We start from the raw sequence: 16,477 nt of genomic DNA, 5'->3' as shown, positions 1-16,477 counted from the left end.
ATCGAGGGAATCACCATGTTGGACGTTGCGATGATCGAGCGGGGCCTGGAAAAGACGGGCAAGAGCAAGGGCGGCCTGGCCGCGGCGATGGGCGTCCGCCCAGGTGCGGTGTCGGAAATCCTCGGCGGCGAACGCCTGGTGAAAGCTTCGGAAATCATTCCGATCATGCAATATCTTGAGCTGAACCTCGCGCCGATCATGGGCCGCGTCGGTGCCGGCGCCGTGATCGAGCCCGACGTCGAGCAGGTCCCGCCGGAGGGGCTGGGCGACATCGCGCTGCCCTTCCCGATCATGGAAGAGACCGTCGCGTTCGAGATCGTCGGCGATTCGATGCTGCCCAAGTATGAAAGCGGCGACGTGATCGTGGTCTACAAGGACCAGCGTCATCCGCTGTCGAGCTTCTATGGCGAAGAGGCCGTGGTCCGGCTCAAGACCGGCGAGCGTTATCTGAAGACCATCGAACGGGGCAAATCTCCCTCCCTCGTCAACCTCGTCAGCTTCAACGCCAAGCCGATCGTCGGCGTCAAGCTCGACTGGGTCGGAGAAATCTGCCTCTCGATGCCCAAAGGCCAGCTCGAGCGGCTGCGCGCCAAGTCGGCCCGCCCGCGCAAGAAGAGCCGGTAAGCGATCGATTTCCGATTTACGGAAATAGATCTTGACTTGATTCCGTTTTTCAGAAATACTCTGCTGCGCACCCGGCCTTTAGGGGCGCGGCAGGATCGTTTGATGCAGTATTTCGTCGTGATGATCGATTACGGACGACGCGGTCGCGAGGCTGTCGTCGATCCCGAGATCACCAGGCGCGGGGTCATCTCCCGCGTCAGCTCCGGCGAATATCAGAACATTTTGTTCATCCACGAAATCGCGGAGAATCCCGTCGACGATGTGACCGAAGCCATTTTGGCCGAGGCCGCCCTCCCCGAAATCCCGCCTGAAGACGTTGACCTCCAGGCGATCCGTCATGATCACGCTCGCGACCTGCGCAAGCACGAGAAAGCGTGACGCCGGCTGAACCAGCCTGCGTCACAGCTCAATCCGAACTCACACCGTCAGGACGGTCGATCCCGTGGTCTTGCGCGCGGCAAGATCGGCATGCGCCTTGGCGGCGTCCTTCAGCGCATAGGTCTGGTGCACCTCGATCTTGACCGCATCGGACTTGACGACGTCGAACAGCTCGTTCGCCATGGCAACCAGGTTTTCGCGCTTGGCCGCGTAGGTGAACAATGTCGGCCGGGTCACATACAGCGAACCCTTCTGCGCGAGCAGACCAAGATTGAGCGGTTCGACCGCGCCGGAGGACGCACCGAACAGCGCGGCGACGCCAAGTGGCGCAAGGCAGTCCAGCGACTTCAGAAATGTGTCCTTGCCGACGGAATCGTAGACCACCGGCACCTTCTTGCCGCCGGTAATCTCGTCGACGCGCTTCACGAAATCCTCGCGCGTATAGATGATGACGTGGTCGCAGCCATGGGCCTTGGCGAGTTTCGCCTTCTCGTCGCTGCTGACGGTACCGATCACGGTCGCGCCAAGATGTTTCGCCCATTGACTCAGGATCAGGCCAACGCCGCCCGCTGCGGCATGCAGCAGAATGGTGTCGCCGGCCTTCACACGATAGGTCTGCCGGATCAAATATTGCGTGGTCAGCCCCTTCAGCATCATCGCGGCCGCGGTCTTGTCGTCGACGCCGTCAGGCAGCTTCAACAGCCGGTCGGCAGGGATCAGTCGCGCCTCGGAGTAGGCGCCAAGCGGTGATGCACCATAAGCGACGCGGTCACCGGGCTTCAGATCGGTGACGCCCTGTCCGACTTCCTCGACGACGCCGGCCCCTTCGCTGCCGAGCCCACTCGGCAATTGCACCGGATAGACGCCGGAGCGATTGTAGATGTCGACGAAGTTGAGGCCCACGGCGGTATGGCGGATGCGCGCCTCGCCCGGCCCGGGCTTGCCGACACTGACCTCCTCCCAAACCAGGACTTCCGGACCACCGGTCTTGTGAAAACGAATGGCGTGAGTCATGGGCGTTGCTCCCTTATCGTTGCGTTGACGGTCCGAAAAAAAGCGGATCGGCCGGAGAAATAGGCATTTGGTCCGCCCGTTACAGTATAGAAGCCGTAACAAGAATGTCACAGCGAACGACAAACCCTCGCTGTTCCGCCTCTGTTCGAAAGAGTTGATGAGGGTCTCCGAGCCACCGGCAGTAGCTTCTGCGCGGGGTTTGGTGGTCGCCTGCGAAGGAGAGCCGAGATGCCAGCTTATGTACAGCATCATCAGGAACTCGAAATCGCGCCTGTGATTTGCCCGACATGCATGGGGTTCCTGCCGATGTATGTGCGCGAGGTCGAGCCGCACTGGAGCCTTGCCAAGATCGACTTCGTGTATGAATGCGCCGATTGCGGCGCCGAGGTCAGACAGACCATCCGCAAGCCGGAGCTGCTGCGCCACTGATCGCACGATCAGTTGCCCTTAAGTATTTGCGCTGAACGGAAAAAGCTGATGTCAGCGCGGGTCTGGCCGTCCCAAACGAGGCTTGTTCTTTGCCGGGAACGCAGGCAGAACAAGCTTCAAGCAAGACATTTGGGAGCGCCATTTCGTGGCTGATCAGAAGGCCTCTTCCGCGATCGAGGCAGTGGAGAGCGGCCTCGCCGCGCAGGGCTATATCGCGAGCCGGCAGATCGCGACCGCCGTCTATTTGTCGCAGCAGATCGAGAAGCCGATCCTGGTCGAGGGCCCCGCGGGTGTCGGTAAGACCGAGCTCGCCAAGGCAATCGCTGCCTGGCGCGGCAAGAAGATGATCCGTCTGCAATGCTACGAAGGCCTCGACGAGGCCAAGGCGCTCTATGAGTGGAAATACGCCAAGCAGCTGCTCTACACCCAGATCCTCAAGGACAAGCTCGGCGAAGTCCTTGGCGGCGCGCAGACGCTGCATGCCGCCCTCGATCAGCTGCATGATTTCGGCGACGTGTTCTTCTCCAAGGAATTCGTCGAGCCGCGCCCCCTGCTCCAGGCGCTGGAGCAGCCGGGCGGCTGCGTGCTGCTGATCGACGAGATCGACAAATCAGACGCCGAATTCGAATCGCTACTGCTGGAGATCCTCTCGGACTTCCAGGTCACGATCCCCGAGCTCGGCACAGTCTCGGCGATCACACCGCCGACCGTGATCCTCACCTCGAACAGCGAGCGCGATCTCGGCGACGCCTTGAAGCGCCGCTGCCTGCATCTGCACATCGGCTTCCCCGAGCAGCGGCTGGAGGAGCGTATCGTCGAGAGCCGCGTGCCCGGCATCTCCCAGACGCTGCGCCGGCAGATGGTTGGCTTCATCCACGAGATTCGCTCGCTCGACCTGAAGAAGCTGCCCTCGGTTAGCGAGACCATCGACTGGGCGCGCGTGCTGGTGCTGCTCCAGGCGAGCGAGCTCGACACCGAGATCGTCAAGGACACGCTCAACGTGCTCTTGAAATACGAGGCCGACATCGAGGCGGCTGCGCCGCAAGTGACGACCTTTATTGCCAAGGCGGCCCGGTCCAACGTCTTCGGTTGACGCCCGATGCGCGAGAATCTCCATCGTTTCTTTCGGGCGGCGCGGGGCGCCGGTGTCCACGTCTCGCCCGCCGAAAGCATCGATGCAATGCGCGCGGTCGCGCAGGTCGGCCTCACCGACCGCGCCATCCTCCGTGACGCGCTGCTGCTGACGCTCGCCAAATCGCAGGACGAGAAGCTCGCGCTCGGCGATTGCTTTGATCTCTTCTTCAGCCAGCCCGAGCCGCGGCAGGATCAACCCGAGGCCAACGACAATGACGAGGCCTCGCAAGGCTCGGATCAGTCGCCCTCGTCAGGCTCGAACAGCGAAGCGGGCGGAGGCCAACCTCAGGAAGGATTGGGCCCGCTCGCACAGATGCTGCTGTCGCAGGATCGCAGCGCGATCCAGGCCGCCATCGCCAGTGCTTCCGGCGCAGCGTCACTCTCCGATATCCGCTACTCTACCCAGCGCGGCATCTTCTCCAGCCGCATCCTCGACGCGATGGGGCTCCAACGCCTGCGCGACGATCTCGACGAGCTGACCGGGACGAACCCGGCACTCGCCGAACGCCTGCGCGCCGCGCTCGATGCCTTGCGCGAGGCTGTGCGTGATACCGTCTCGCAGGGGCTTGCGCTCTACGCCCGCGAAGAAGCTGAAAACCTCCGCAACGACATCCTGCGCAATGCACCTCTTGCCCGCATCGAGCGGCGGCAGGTCGCCGAGATGCGCGCCCTGATCCGCCAGATCGCGCGACGCCTGCGCGAGCGCTATTCGAAGCCGCGCAAGCGCCAGCGCCGCGGTCATCTCGACGTTCGCCGTACGCTTCGCCGCAACGCCGCCTGGGGCGGCGTGCCCTTTCTCACCGCATGGAAGCGCAAGCATCGCGACCGGCCGAAGATTGTCGCACTGTGCGACGTCTCCGGCTCCGTCGCACAGGTCTCCGATTTCTTCCTGCTCTTGATCCATTCACTGCATGAAGTCGTGGACGACGTCCGTTCCTTCGCATTCTCGTCGCATCTGATCGAGGTCAGCGACATCCTGGAGAAAAAATCGCCCGAAGAGGCGATGGCCGAGATCATGTCCAAGGTCGGCTTCGGCTCGTCCGACTACGGCTCATCGCTGGTCGATTTCGAAAAAGACTTCATGAGCGCGCTGACGCCGCAGACAACGGTAATCGTGCTCGGCGATGCCCGGAGCAACAATCTCGATCCGCGCGCGGACATCCTGCGCCGCGTCTCCGAACGCTCGAAGCGGCTGGTCTGGCTCAACCCCGAAGGTCGGCTCGCCTGGGGCTTTGGCGATTCCGAGATGCCGCGTTATGCGACTTTTTGCAGCGTGGTGCGGCAATGCGCCACCGCGCAGCAGCTCGAGCGCGCAGTCTCCGATATCGTTGCCACTTATCAGTAAGTCTCGTCACTAAGTCTTGGGCTCGCGGCGAACGTCAGTTTCGTGCAAGCTCTGCGTAGACGACATTGCACTCGCGAAAGTGATAGGCAATTTCGTCGAGCGCGCGCTGTTCCCATTCCTGGGCTTGCGCCAGCCAGAAAACCCGACGCTCGAAATCGAGCGCGGCGCGCTCACGGCATAGGGATTCCTGACTGCGAATTTCGACCAGCCTGTTCATGCAATCACACTCCTTGTCGTGTGAAGCCATTCCCCGCAAATCAGCCTAGCAGAGTCACGAACCCAGCGTCTCACCATTTCTGTGCATATCGCGACGCAGAATGAGACAGCAACGCTTCCCGTGCACTGCGGCCGTCGCAGCGCAGCATCAAATGAAGATCATCAATTAGTGATCGGCGATCGGGACGATAGTCGCGTCTAGTCGATCTTAACTATTGTGGCGCAACAGACTGCGGCAATTCGTGAAGAGAAGTTCTAAACAGCTCACCGAATTCCCGACTCATTGTCGTCGCATGGTCTTCATGCAGCGCCGCTAACAGAGGCGCGCGAACGTGACTATCGCTTGAGGCAACATGAGCAACGACGTCGACTTTGATCTTTCATCGGACCAGTGGGAAGCGCTGAAAGCGCTTCGCAACCCGGTGCCGAGCGGTCGCCTCGCGAAGGCTTATCTCCTCGAAGGCCTCGCCAGGCTTGGCCTCGTCGATGTCAATGACGGAGTGCCCGCAATGACACCAGCTGGACGCAAGGTGCTGGTGCGCGGATCATGCCGATTGCTGGATCTGGCGGCGTAGCACGCGCATCAAAAAATCTGGGCTGTCACGATTGCGTAAGCAATGAACACAACGCCAAGTCCCCACACCATCGCAGGAATCCGCGATCGCCGGCCGATCGTCACTTCCAGCGCGATGTAGCTCAGAGTCCCCAGAGCCATACCGTTGATGAGGTTGTTAGTCAGCACGGTGACCAACAGCGTCAGAACGATCGGAATCGCATTGCCGAGATCGGTCATGTCGATCCGGGCGAGGCCCTGCATCATCAGCACACCAACGAGCACCAGCGCAGGCGCGGTTGCTTGCGATGGGATAATGACAAAGATCGGCCAGAAGAACAGCGCGAGGAAGAAGAACCCCGCGACGGTCAGCGACGTCAGACCGGTCCGGCCGCCGGCCTGCACCCCGGTGATCGATTCGATATAGGCCGTCACCACCGACGCGCCGAACAGTGGGCCGACGATGGACGCCGTCGCATCGGTCGCAAAGGCCGCGGTGGCATTCGGGATCGATCCGTCCGGCTTGCGCAAATTGGCGGCGCCCGTCACACCAATCAGCGTGCCCAGCGTCGAAAAGAACTCGGCGCACAGGAAATAGAACAGCAGCGGCAGTGCCACGACGAAATGGCTGAAGAGATAGCCGACGTCGAGCGCCATGAAAGTGCTGGTCGGCCAGCGTGGCCACGACATGATCGCCGATGGCATCGAGGTCACCATCTTGCCGTTGGCACCGGGAACGAAGAAGCCGATCACGGTCAACAGCACGATCGACAGGATCAACGCCGCCGGGACCCGTCTCACCACCAGCACCGGCGTGAGCAGGAGGCCGAACAGCGTCAGCAGCACTGGCGGACTGCGGAGCGATCCCATGGCGATATAGGTTGACGGATTCTGGACGACGAATCCGGCCCCTCGCAGTGCAATAAAGACGATGAGGGTGCCGACAGCCGCCTGGATGCCGATCTTCAGCGCTTCCGGCACGTCCTTCGCGACCTTCTCGCGCAGCTTCGACAGGCTGAGGATCAGGAACAGCACGCCGGTGAAGGCGACCATGGCGAGCGCGCCCTGCCAGGGCATGCCCATCTGCTTGACGATGACATAGGTGAAGATGACATTCGAACCCATTGCGGGTGCAACCGCCAGCGGCAGGTTTGCCCACAACCCCATCATCACCGAGCCGAAGATCGCGGCCAACGCCGTGGCACTGACGAGATCGGCACGATCCATTCCGGCGTTGGACATGATCGCGGGATTCACGGCAATAATATAAGCCATCGCTGCGAACGTAGTCGCTCCGGCCATCATCTCGCGGCCGACACTCGTGCCACGCTCGGTGAGGCGAAAGGCCCGATCGAGCAGCCCGGTCGCTGCGCGCGGTTCCGGCTCTGCGGAAGCGGCTTGTGGCTTCGTCATCTCGTTCATCGCAGTCCTCCCCCTACCAGACCACCGGGTGCGCTTCGCCCGTCTGCACGTTGATAAAACCGAGCGGCGCCTGCTCGCACGGCGCCACCAGCACCCAGCTCCACGGCGCGCAGGTGAGCGTGGCAAACATGAGTCTCTCAGGAAATCCCGGATACCAGCGCGGCCGAAACGTCGGTTCGTACATCCAGTCGACCTTACGGCCTTCCGCGTAGAGCGCCTGCATCTCGGCATCAAGCGCTTGCGCCGAACGACAGCTCATCAGGCCGCCGACCTCGAAGCGCACGGTGGCGACGAGCTCGCCCGCGCGCATCAGCGCCCATCCACCCTGAAGCTCGATCAGCGCGTTCACCGCCTTTGCCATCGCGGCGTCGGACGAACCGACCACCCAGATATTGTGCTTGTCGTGCGCCACCGAACAGGCGAGCGCCGTTTCCGGCGTGCGCGGTCCACAACCGCGCCAGAACATCTTTGCGACCCGTCCATCGCCGGAGAAGCGGTCGACGATGGCGAATTTGGTGATGGCTTCGCTCTCGTCGCGCTGCACGGCACCGTCCCGCACGGGCAGATCAAGCGTGTAGAACTCAGGATGCCAATGGAAGGGGCGGATCACCGCCGCTTTCATCGTGGCCCGGCCGGGCTCAGCTCGCAGCTCGAAATCTTCAGGCTTGATCGTGCGCTTGATGTTGACCGTCTTGGTCGCCCACTCGGGCCATTCGATCCTGGGCACTTCTCCGAGGTAGCGTTTGCCTTCGGAGACCTGCGCGCCATCGGCCCACACCTCGACGATTTCGAGTTTGGCAACATCCGACAGCAGCACGACGTCGCCGAAGCGTCCCGGCGCAAGACTGCCGACGAACGGCGTGAGACGCATGTGCCGCGCCGGATTGATGGTCAGACACTGGATTGCGATCTCAGGCGAAAGGCCGGCCTCGATCGCAACCCGCGCATTGTGATCGCTGGCGCCGAGCTCCAGCGTATGGCTGGCGCTGCGGTCATCCGTGGTGAACGCAATCTGCGACCAATCCTGCAGACCCTTCGCAATCAGCCATTTCACGATCTCGTCCATGGCGTAAACGCGGAGCTCGACAAACAAGCCGCGCGTAAGCTTGTCCCAGGTCTCTTCCGGCGTCTGCACTTCATGGTCGGATGCAAGCCCGGCCGCGGCAAAGGCGTTGATGGAGGGCAGATCCCGCAGGCCGGACGCGTGGCCTTCGACGACACCACGCGCCGCGAACGTCGCCTCGATCATGCCCCACAGCCGCTTGTAGGACGGGTTGTCCGGGTTCCAAACCGCCGGCCAGTCCATGACCTCATCGAGGCCGGTGACCATCAGGCTTTCGGCCATGAAGCGCGCCTGCTCGTCGCGGCCATACCAGCCGCCACCCCATTCATACGCGGTCGGCGGCACCGCTGAGCCCGGCTGCGGAAAGATTTTCAGCGGCGAGCCGCGGCGGCGTGCCTCGAACCAGAATTCGAGATTGCGCGCACCATTGACGTTGGAGAATTCGTGGCTGGCCTCGCACGTCCAGGTATTACCGTGCGGCAGCACCAGCGCCGCTTCCCATTCCGGCGTCAGGTGCGAGCTTTCGATATGCTTGTGCACCTCGCCAAAGCCAGGCACGGCCGCAAACTCAGGCCGGTGCACGCGTTCGCGGACCTCGCCGGGATAGCTTCCGGCCGGCCCCACCCAGGCGATACGCCGGCCTTTGAAGACGATCTCCTGGTCCTCGCTCCAGGTGCGGCTGTGCACGTCCAGTAACTTGCCGACCCGCAAGGCGCGATCGGCAGGACGGCGACCGAGCGCCGTCAGCACCAGGTCCTGGCGAATGCGAACCTCGTCGGGCGCATTGATCAAGAGGTCGTCGGGTATCGCGTTCATGGCCTGCCTCACTTTATTCCGGTACTTTCGCAGCCGCGGCCCGCTTCCGCTGCGGTTTCTCCATCTTGCCGGCGCGCGCACCGGCGGCATCGCGCTGCCGAACATCCTTCAGGAGCGTCGTGAGCGCCCACTCGATCGCGTCAGCGATCTCGCCGCTTGTCATGCCAAAATCCTCGCGCATCGCATTCCAGGCCAGCACGTTGTTGAGGTAGGACGCGAGCGCCTCTGCCTGGCGGACCTCCTTTGCTGGAAGGTGCCGCACCAGCGGCGCCATTGCCTTGCGATGCTGATCGATCAGGTGCCGCCTGAAGCCGGCGCGCACACGGCGGCCCGCCCTGGTCATCGCGATGGCGCGCGCCAGATGCGGATGACGGTCGAACCGCTTACACAGCTTGCGGAAAATCTCGGGCAGTTCGTCGGGCGAGGTGAAGGGGATGTAGCTGAAGACGTTGTCCTCGATCCATTCGCCGGCCGCCGCAAACAGCTCCGCGCGAGTCCTGAAGTGCCGATAGATGGTTCGTTCAGCCACCTTCGCACGCTTGGCCACCGCGGCCATCGAGATGTCGTCGGCCTCCTCATCCTCCAGGGTCTCGACAAACGCCGCAACGATGCGCTGCCGCGTCATCTCGGCATATTCGTCGCGAAGGCTTGCGCCATGTCTTTCTGCTGTACTCATGTCATAAGTCTGACACCAGCCGAATTGGACGGTCAAGCCGAGACTTGAGGCACGCCACGCTGCAACAATGGGCGTCAAGGCGTTCCGGGCTCGGCGGCCCCGCGAGCACGACCATCGCCCGCCGCCTGAAAAATGGACTTTTGCCCACCACCAAAATCGGATTTGCTCTGCCGAGAAACGATCGCGCGCAACGACGCCGCGCCAGATACGCAAGGGAGCTGGTCATGAACGGGCTTGGCGGACTGAACAAATCTCCCAACGGCGTGGTCATCGGGCTCGTGCAATTGCAGCTGCCGAACGTCGTGACCCGTGCCGATCTCGCCAGGCAGACCGAGCGTATCGTCTGGATGGTCGGCAAGGCCCGCCGCAACCTCTCCACCATGGACCTGGTGGTGTTCCCCGAATACTCGCTGCATGGCCTCTCGATGGACACCAATCCCGAGATCATGTGCCGCCTCGACGGGCCGGAGGTCGCGGCTTTCAAGCAGGCCTGCATCGACAACAGGATCTGGGGCTGCTTCTCCATCATGGAGTTCAATCCGCACGGCAATCCCTACAATTCCGGCCTGATCATCGACGACCACGGCGAGATCAAGCTGTATTACCGCAAGCTTCATCCCTGGATTCCAGTCGAACCGTGGGAGCCCGGCGACATCGGCATTCCCGTGATCGAAGGCCCGAACGGCGCGAAGATCGCGCTGATCATCTGCCATGACGGCATGTTTCCGGAGATGGCGCGGGAGTGCGCCTACAAGGGCGCCGAGATCATGATCCGCACCGCCGGCTATACCGCGCCGATCCGCGACGCCTGGCGCTTCACCAATCAGGCCAATTCGTTCCAGAACCTGATGGTCACCGCAAACGTCTGCATGTGCGGCTCGGACGGCTCGTTCGATTCCATGGGCGAAGGCATGATCGTCAATTTCGACGGCAGCGTGCTGGCGCACGGCACCACAGGTCGCGCCGACGAGATCATCACGGCCGAGGTGCGGCCGGACCTCGTGCGCGAGGCCCGTATCAATTGGGGCGTCGAGAACAACATCTATCAGCTTTGGCACCGCGGCTACGTCGCGGTGAAGGGCGGCGCGATGGATTGTCCTTACACGTTCATGCAGGACATGGTTGCAGGCACCTATCGGCTGCCCTGGGAAGACCAGGTCAAGGTCACCGACGGCACCTCGTGCGGCTTCCCGGCGCCGGTACGGATGTTCGGGAAGACGGCAAAAGCCGCGGAATAGACGGTTTCCCGGCCGAAACCGCGACATTCTGGCACGGTTGTTGCTCCTTTTGGCGTCCAAGTCGCGTCAAACTGGGGGAATCCACCATGTCGACCATCACCGCGGCACCCACCGCCGAGCCCAAGCCACTCTACACCTCCCTGTTCGTCCAGGTCCTGGCCGCACTGGTTCTGGGCATCGTCCTCGGCGTGGCCGCCCCGGACTTTGCGATCGGTCTGAAGATCCTCAGCGACGCCTTCCTGAAGCTGATCTCGATGATCGTGGCGCCGATCGTGTTCTGCGTCGTGGTGCACGGCATTGCCGGTGCCGGCGATCTCAAGAAGGTTGGTCGGGTCGGTGTCAAGGCGCTGCTGTATTTCGAAGCGATGACGACGGTGGCGCTCGTGGTCGGGCTCATTTTGGCCTACGTCTTCGGTCCCGGCCATGGCATGAACATCGATCCCTCGACGCTCGATGCCAAGGCGCTCAGTAGCTATGCCGACAATGCGCACAAGCTACAGGGCGCAGGCGTCGGCGCCTTCCTGATGAACGTGATTCCGACCACCTCGTTCGACGCGCTGTCGCGCAATGACGTGCTCCAGGTGCTGTTCTTCGCCGTGCTGTTCGGCGTCGGTCTCGCGCTGGTCGGCGGCGAGAAGGGCGCGCTCGTCACCTCGGTAATCGACGCGGCCTCCACGGTGCTGTTCCGCGTCATGGGGCTAATCGTTCGCGTTGCACCGCTCGGTGTGCTTGGCGCGGTCGCCTATACGGTCGGAAAATATGGCGTCGGCTCGCTGAAGCAGCTGGTCTCGCTGGTGATGCTGTTCTACATCTCGGTCGGCATCTTCGTCCTTGGCGTGCTCGGCAGCGTGATGGCGCTCGCCAGCATCAACATCCTGAAATTCCTGTCCTACCTGCGCGAGGAACTGATGATCGTGCTAGCAACCGCGTCGTCCGACGCGGTGCTGCCGCAGATCATGAAGAAGCTCGAGCGCATGGGCGTAAAGGATTCCGTAGTCGGCCTCGTCATCCCGACCGGCTACTCCTTCAACCTCGACGCCTTCTCGATCTATCTCACACTCGCCGTCGTCTTCATCGCGCAGGCCACCAACACGCCGCTGTCCTTCGGCGATCTCCTGCTGGTGCTGGGCGTCTCCCTGATCACATCGAAGGGCGCGCACGGCGTCCCGGGCTCGGCGATCGTGATCCTGGCCGCGACGCTGAACGCGGTGCCGAGCATTCCGGCGATCGGCCTCGTGCTCGTGCTGTCGGTCGACTGGTTCATCGGCATGGCCCGCGCAGTCGGCAACCTCATCGGCAATTGCGTCGCGACCGTGGTCGTCGCCGCCTGGGAAGGCGATCTCGACCGTGCCAAGGCGGCCAAGGTGCTCGAAGGCGGCGAGCTGGTGGACGTGACGGCGGGCTGAGGCCGGCTCGTGCTAGCGCAGGTGCCCGCTGTCGTAATGCCTACGCTCGGCCGCCGTGAGCGGCGGCCGGGCGGCGCTTGCGGGCGTCACCGCAGCGACGACGGTCGCGCTTGACCTCTGCGATGTCAGCACCAGGACATCGACACCGTCTGCAGTGACCTGCATCGCATAATCATGGCCGCTGAGGAGCCGGGCGACCACGCGACGCAGCGGTCCATCGAAGACGCCCGTCATCTGGGCCTCGAGCGCGTCGACCGTGCGATAACGCAGATTGAACCGCTCTTGCAGCGCGGCCAACACGTCATGGAGCGAGGCGTCATGCACCTCGAGATGAACCGCGTCCGGTCGCCCCTCGACCTTCACCTCGGCCGACGCAGTTCGGCTAAAGGCCAGAACGATGGAACACACGATCACGGGGACCAAAAGTAACTGAGACGTCGTCATATCAGCTCCGCCTCCGGAATCTCGCGCGCCAGGCGCTCGCGGAGCGGCCCTAATCGTTCGGCATGGTGCCGCCATTTCCCGACCGAGGATGCGTAGATCGGACGGCGCACCTGAACGGCACTGGCGGTCGCCGATGGCGCCGGGCTTTCGTGAAAACGCATCACCCCATCTTCCCAGGAAAGCCCCAGAAACCGGATGATGTCCCGGCTCGCCGCAGCCTGGTCCCGAACGACGTCCTCGTAGTTGATCTCCATGAGCACATCAGGCGGCAGCACGTCGCGCCAGTGCCGCGTCAGACGGCGATAGGCGAGATAGTAATCCGCAAGCTGGGTTTGATCATAGGAGAACGCGAACTTGTTGCGGAAGTGCGCCTTGTAGATCGCCCAGCACGCATCCATCGGATGTCGCTGCACGAGGATGATCTTTGCCGAGGGGAGCGCCGCGTGAATGAGGCCACAATAAAGGTAGTTCTCCAGCGTCTTGTCGACGAAGCGAACGTTGTTCGGCACGCGGAGCGCCGTGGCCTGATCCAGGTAGCGCCTGCCGATACCTTCGAGGTCGCTTCCCCTTGGACGTTCCGCCATGGTGCGGCGCATCTCCGCAGCAAACGCGCTGGTCTCGCCTACGGAATGCATCGCGGAATGGCTGGCGATAATCCGTTCCACCAGCGTGGTACCGGTACGTGGCAGGCCGCTGACGAAGACAGGCGCCGCATCGGCGTAGCCGCGCGGCGCAGCATCAATCCAGCGTCGCGTGTGCGCCCGGATGATCGCATCGACCTCACCAATTTCAGCGGCGGGATCGCGCGGGAGCGACCGCCGCTGCAAGTTATTGCCTGCCTCGACGTGTGCGAAAGCGCGGTCCCAGCGCTCCAGATCCTCGCACTCCTTGCCAAGCGCAAAGCGCAGCATGATTTCGCTCGGCGCCGACAAACGCCCTTCGGCAATCACGGCCTCCATCTCGTCGAGATGGTTGCGGTCGCGGCTCTGGATTCGCAGGTCCGAACGAAGGTAGTGAGCCAATCCGTAGCGGCGATCGCACGCAATCGCCGCATCGCAATGCGCTTCGGCGTCTCCGAGTGCGCCGATCATCCGCTCGGCGGCGGCCAGGTTGAACAGATATTGCGGTACGCCGGGCTTCCGGGCGACAGCGCGGCGGAAAAGCTCCCTCGCCTGCTGTTGAAGCCCCAGCAAGCCAAACATGGCACCGACTGAATCAAGCGCGTCCGCCTCCTCGCCAGCATGCCTGGCCGCAACGTCCGTCACTGCACTGGCCTGACGCGCCTCTCCCTTCATGAAGAGGCATTTCGCACGCAACACCAGCGTGATCGGATTGGTCGGAGCGAGAGCGACGGCGCGTTCCGCGCTGACCGTTGCCGCATCGAGACGATCACGCATCAGCGCAGTCTCGGTCAGGAGCGCCCAGGCGCGCCAATCCAACGAATTGCCCGCGAGCACCTTTGCACAGATCGTTTCGGTGGAGCTCAGATCGCCGCTTGCAAAGGCACGGCGCGCCGCCTCTATCGAAGCCGCGCTGGCGGCATGCTGTCCTGTGGCGTCCACGCGTATTGCTCCATGCGATTCAGATGAGATCGACCGGCGGCTGGGCAGCCGCCGGGTCATGCTGATGAAGGCTGCTCCGATCAGTCCTGGTCGTTGTCGTGATCGTCGTCGTGACGATCGGCGAAGTTGAAGTTGCCGAAGAGATCGCCGATCGAGGGCCGGTTGACGGGAACGTAGGGATTGTCGTCCGACGCAATCGGATTCGGCAAGGTGTCGCGCGTCTTGGGTCCGAGCGGCTTGAGATGCCAATTGCGTTCGATGAACTTGGTGATCGAGACGTGGTCACCATATTCATGCGACACATGGCCGCCGCGCGAGTATTTCGAGACGACGAGAAGCGGGATGCGCGTGCCGTCGCCGAAGAAGTCGACCGGCTGGATATAGCCGGAGTCGTAGTAACCGCCGCCCTCGTCCATGGTGATGACGATCGCGGTCGACTTCCAAAGCTCCTTGTTGGACTTCACCTGATCGACGATCTTCTTGGTGAAGGCCTCGAAGAGGTCGACACGGGAGGAGGCTGGATGACCGTCGTTGAAGGTGCTCGGCTTGACGAACGACACGGCGGGCAGATTGCCTTTGGCAATGGCGTCGTAGAGATCGAGCGTGTCCTTCATGTGCGCATCGCGCTGCTCCGCATGGGTCATGACCGAAGCGGAGAACAGGAAGGGGTTGCAGATGTTGCAATAGAGGTAGGCGACCGGGTCCAGCGCACCGAAATTGGTGCCCTCTCCAGGGGCTGTCTTGAAGTCGTTCCAGCGCTCGCCGAAATAGGCCCAGGAGACATCGGCCTGGGTCAGCGCATCGCCGATATGCCGCTGCTTGATAACAGGCGGCAGGGTGAACGGCCCGTTGTTGATCGGATCGGTGGCACCACTGCCGACAAAGGCGGGAACGTAGTTGTTCAGCAGATAAAAGGCGTTGGGCGCACAGCGCGGCGACACGTGGATGGCATTGAGGTAGGTGATGACAGGGCCCACGCCCGGCTGGCTGGGTTCCGAGCAGTTCGAATAGCTCCCGCCGCCATAGCCGTCGTTGAGATACCAGTTGTTGGTGCCCGGCGCCGGATTCGGGTTCTCGATCTCGTTGACATATTGCGGCGGGTTGGAGCCGGGTACGAGCACGTGGTCGGGCTTGGCAGGGTCGCCCTTGTCGTCGGCATAATAGAGCGCGTCGGCATAGCCGATCATCATGTGATTGGCGAAAGTGCCCCCCATCACGCTCTGATGGAAGTTGTCATTGAGCGTGTACTTGCGCGCAAGCTCGGTCAGATAGGGCGCATCGCCTTTGGCGACGTTATAAAAGCCGAGTGCGATGCCGCCTTCCTTCAGCGCATGCGGGGTCGGATTGCCATTGCTGCCCGAAGAGACGCTCTGTTCCACAAAGGTGAAGAGATCGGCCTGGCAGCCGCTCGGATTGTGATGGGTCGCCTTGGCAACGTCGCAGTCGAGCTGCTGCCACATCTGGTAGAAGCGGTGCACCGGGCTGCCGCCATAGGTCTTGTAGAGGCTGGTCGGGGCTTCGCCGCCCTGCGCCAGGGTCACGAGCGGATAGGGACCGTTCGGCAGATTGTCGGAGTCCAGGATACGCGTGTCGGGCGAATTGCCCGGCAGGCCGGTCGCACCGGTCGTCAACAGCGGCAGATCCTGCTGGCTCAAGCCGTAATCCGCTTGCTGCGCGATTTGGATCGTGGCGAGACATCCCGGACCATTGAGCGCTGCCTGATCGACGGAAGTGTAGCAGGATTGCGGCGCATAGGATGTGCCGGGCGTCTGCACCTTGTTGGTCGTGTGATTATACGGCGTCTTCGGGGTCGGATTGATCGAGTAAGTATTGTTGACGACGGTGGAGGACTGCGCGGCCCTGGCGTAATTCGGCCCGGGTTGACCGTCCCTGGTAATGATGCCCCTGGAGAGCAGATTGTCGACGCGTTCGCCGGGATGACGCGGCTCGTAGGTGGCGAAGACGTGGTCGAAGGTGCGGTTTTCGCCGAGAATGACGATCACATGCTTGATCGGGCTCTCGGTGCGGTCGCCGTTCTTGTTGCTGCCGCCGAGCATGTCCATCGCATAAACGTCATGTCCCATCAGCGACAGGATAGCGGCTGTCACCACCGTACGGTCACGCAGACGTCGCGTCGTTTTTGAAAGCATTACACAC

At 62.5% G+C, this 16,477-nt stretch carries 16 protein-coding genes; 8 read left to right on the top strand and 8 right to left on the bottom strand.

Going from position 1 to position 16,477, the window contains the following annotated elements:
* Positions 1-15 precede the first annotated feature (15 nt).
* Both XI06_RS32070 and XI06_RS32065 read left to right on the top strand, forming a co-directional pair.
* Positions 16-624, top strand: a complete 609-nt coding sequence (locus XI06_RS32070; protein ID WP_237864686.1) for a S24 family peptidase — start codon at positions 16-18, stop codon at positions 622-624.
* Positions 625-726: 102 nt separating this feature from the next.
* Positions 727-1,002: a hypothetical protein gene (locus XI06_RS32065; protein WP_271607211.1), complete on the top strand. Its 276-nt coding sequence runs from the start codon at positions 727-729 to the stop codon at positions 1,000-1,002.
* 39 nt (positions 1,003-1,041) lie between these two features.
* Here the strand turns inward: XI06_RS32065 and XI06_RS32060 are convergent, their stop codons facing one another.
* Positions 1,042-2,016, bottom strand: a complete 975-nt coding sequence (locus tag XI06_RS32060) for a quinone oxidoreductase family protein (protein ID WP_237872945.1) — start codon at positions 2,014-2,016, stop codon at positions 1,042-1,044.
* Between the two features lie 228 nt (positions 2,017-2,244).
* Here XI06_RS32060 and XI06_RS32055 point away from each other — a divergent pair, with 228 nt between their 5' ends.
* The 3 genes from XI06_RS32055 to XI06_RS32045 all read left to right on the top strand — a co-directional run bounded on the left by XI06_RS32055 (position 2,245) and on the right by XI06_RS32045 (position 4,924).
* Positions 2,245-2,445, top strand: coding sequence for a hypothetical protein (locus XI06_RS32055; protein ID WP_237864689.1), 201 nt, complete (start codon positions 2,245-2,247; stop codon positions 2,443-2,445).
* Positions 2,446-2,590: 145 nt separating this feature from the next.
* The gene (locus XI06_RS32050; protein ID WP_237864690.1) at positions 2,591-3,538 is read left to right on the top strand and encodes an AAA family ATPase; all 948 of its coding nucleotides are present in this window, start codon (positions 2,591-2,593) and stop codon (positions 3,536-3,538) included.
* A 6-nt stretch (positions 3,539-3,544) separates the two neighbouring features.
* Positions 3,545-4,924 (top strand): vWA domain-containing protein, encoded by a 1,380-nt coding sequence (locus XI06_RS32045; RefSeq protein WP_237872947.1) that lies wholly within the window; start codon positions 3,545-3,547, stop codon positions 4,922-4,924.
* Positions 4,925-4,958: 34 nt separating this feature from the next.
* Here the strand turns inward: XI06_RS32045 and XI06_RS32040 are convergent, their stop codons facing one another.
* On the bottom strand, positions 4,959-5,141 hold the full coding sequence (locus XI06_RS32040) for a hypothetical protein (protein ID WP_237864692.1): 183 nt from the start codon (positions 5,139-5,141) through the stop codon (positions 4,959-4,961).
* A 352-nt stretch (positions 5,142-5,493) separates the two neighbouring features.
* Between XI06_RS32040 and XI06_RS32035 the strand changes: the two genes are divergently transcribed.
* On the top strand, positions 5,494-5,715 hold the full coding sequence (locus tag XI06_RS32035) for a hypothetical protein (protein WP_237864693.1): 222 nt from the start codon (positions 5,494-5,496) through the stop codon (positions 5,713-5,715).
* Between the two features lie 8 nt (positions 5,716-5,723).
* Here XI06_RS32035 and XI06_RS32030 read toward each other — a convergent pair whose 3' ends face one another.
* Genes XI06_RS32030 through XI06_RS32020 form a run of 3 tightly spaced genes read right to left on the bottom strand, consistent with a single transcriptional unit; the run spans position 5,724 to position 9,670 of the window.
* A complete protein-coding gene (locus tag XI06_RS32030) occupies positions 5,724-7,115 on the bottom strand; it encodes an NCS2 family permease (protein WP_271607210.1) in 1,392 nt (463 codons plus the stop codon).
* A gap of 13 nt (positions 7,116-7,128) precedes the next feature.
* Positions 7,129-8,994 (bottom strand): adenine deaminase, encoded by a 1,866-nt coding sequence (locus tag XI06_RS32025; protein WP_271607209.1) that lies wholly within the window; start codon positions 8,992-8,994, stop codon positions 7,129-7,131.
* 13 nt (positions 8,995-9,007) lie between these two features.
* Positions 9,008-9,670 carry a TetR/AcrR family transcriptional regulator gene (locus tag XI06_RS32020; protein ID WP_271607208.1) on the bottom strand — a complete coding sequence of 221 codons (663 nt, stop codon included), beginning with the start codon at positions 9,668-9,670 and terminating at the stop codon, positions 9,008-9,010.
* 224 nt (positions 9,671-9,894) lie between these two features.
* Here XI06_RS32020 and XI06_RS32015 point away from each other — a divergent pair, with 224 nt between their 5' ends.
* A complete protein-coding gene (locus XI06_RS32015; protein WP_237864697.1) occupies positions 9,895-10,908 on the top strand; it encodes a formamidase in 1,014 nt (337 codons plus the stop codon).
* A gap of 86 nt (positions 10,909-10,994) precedes the next feature.
* On the top strand, positions 10,995-12,314 hold the full coding sequence (locus tag XI06_RS32010) for a dicarboxylate/amino acid:cation symporter (protein ID WP_271607207.1): 1,320 nt from the start codon (positions 10,995-10,997) through the stop codon (positions 12,312-12,314).
* A gap of 12 nt (positions 12,315-12,326) precedes the next feature.
* Here the strand turns inward: XI06_RS32010 and XI06_RS32005 are convergent, their stop codons facing one another.
* The 3 genes from XI06_RS32005 to XI06_RS31995 form a co-directional block, all read right to left on the bottom strand.
* A complete protein-coding gene (locus XI06_RS32005) occupies positions 12,327-12,758 on the bottom strand; it encodes a hypothetical protein (protein ID WP_237864699.1) in 432 nt (143 codons plus the stop codon).
* Entirely contained in the window at positions 12,755-14,320 is a 1,566-nt protein-coding gene (locus tag XI06_RS32000) for a tetratricopeptide repeat-containing sulfotransferase family protein (protein WP_271607206.1), read from the bottom strand. Before XI06_RS32000 ends, XI06_RS32005 begins: the two co-directional genes overlap by 4 nt.
* Positions 14,321-14,400: 80 nt before the next feature.
* Positions 14,401-16,470, bottom strand: a complete 2,070-nt coding sequence (locus XI06_RS31995) for an alkaline phosphatase family protein (protein ID WP_271607205.1) — start codon at positions 16,468-16,470, stop codon at positions 14,401-14,403.
* Between the last annotated feature and the right edge of the window lie 7 nt (positions 16,471-16,477).

It is taken from the genome of Bradyrhizobium sp. CCBAU 11434 (assembly GCF_028128895.1).
GTDB lineage: Bacteria > Pseudomonadota > Alphaproteobacteria > Rhizobiales > Xanthobacteraceae > Bradyrhizobium > Bradyrhizobium zhengyangense.
The sequence above is the reverse complement of the archived record's forward strand: the minus strand, read 5'-3'. Positions and strand labels throughout refer to the sequence as shown.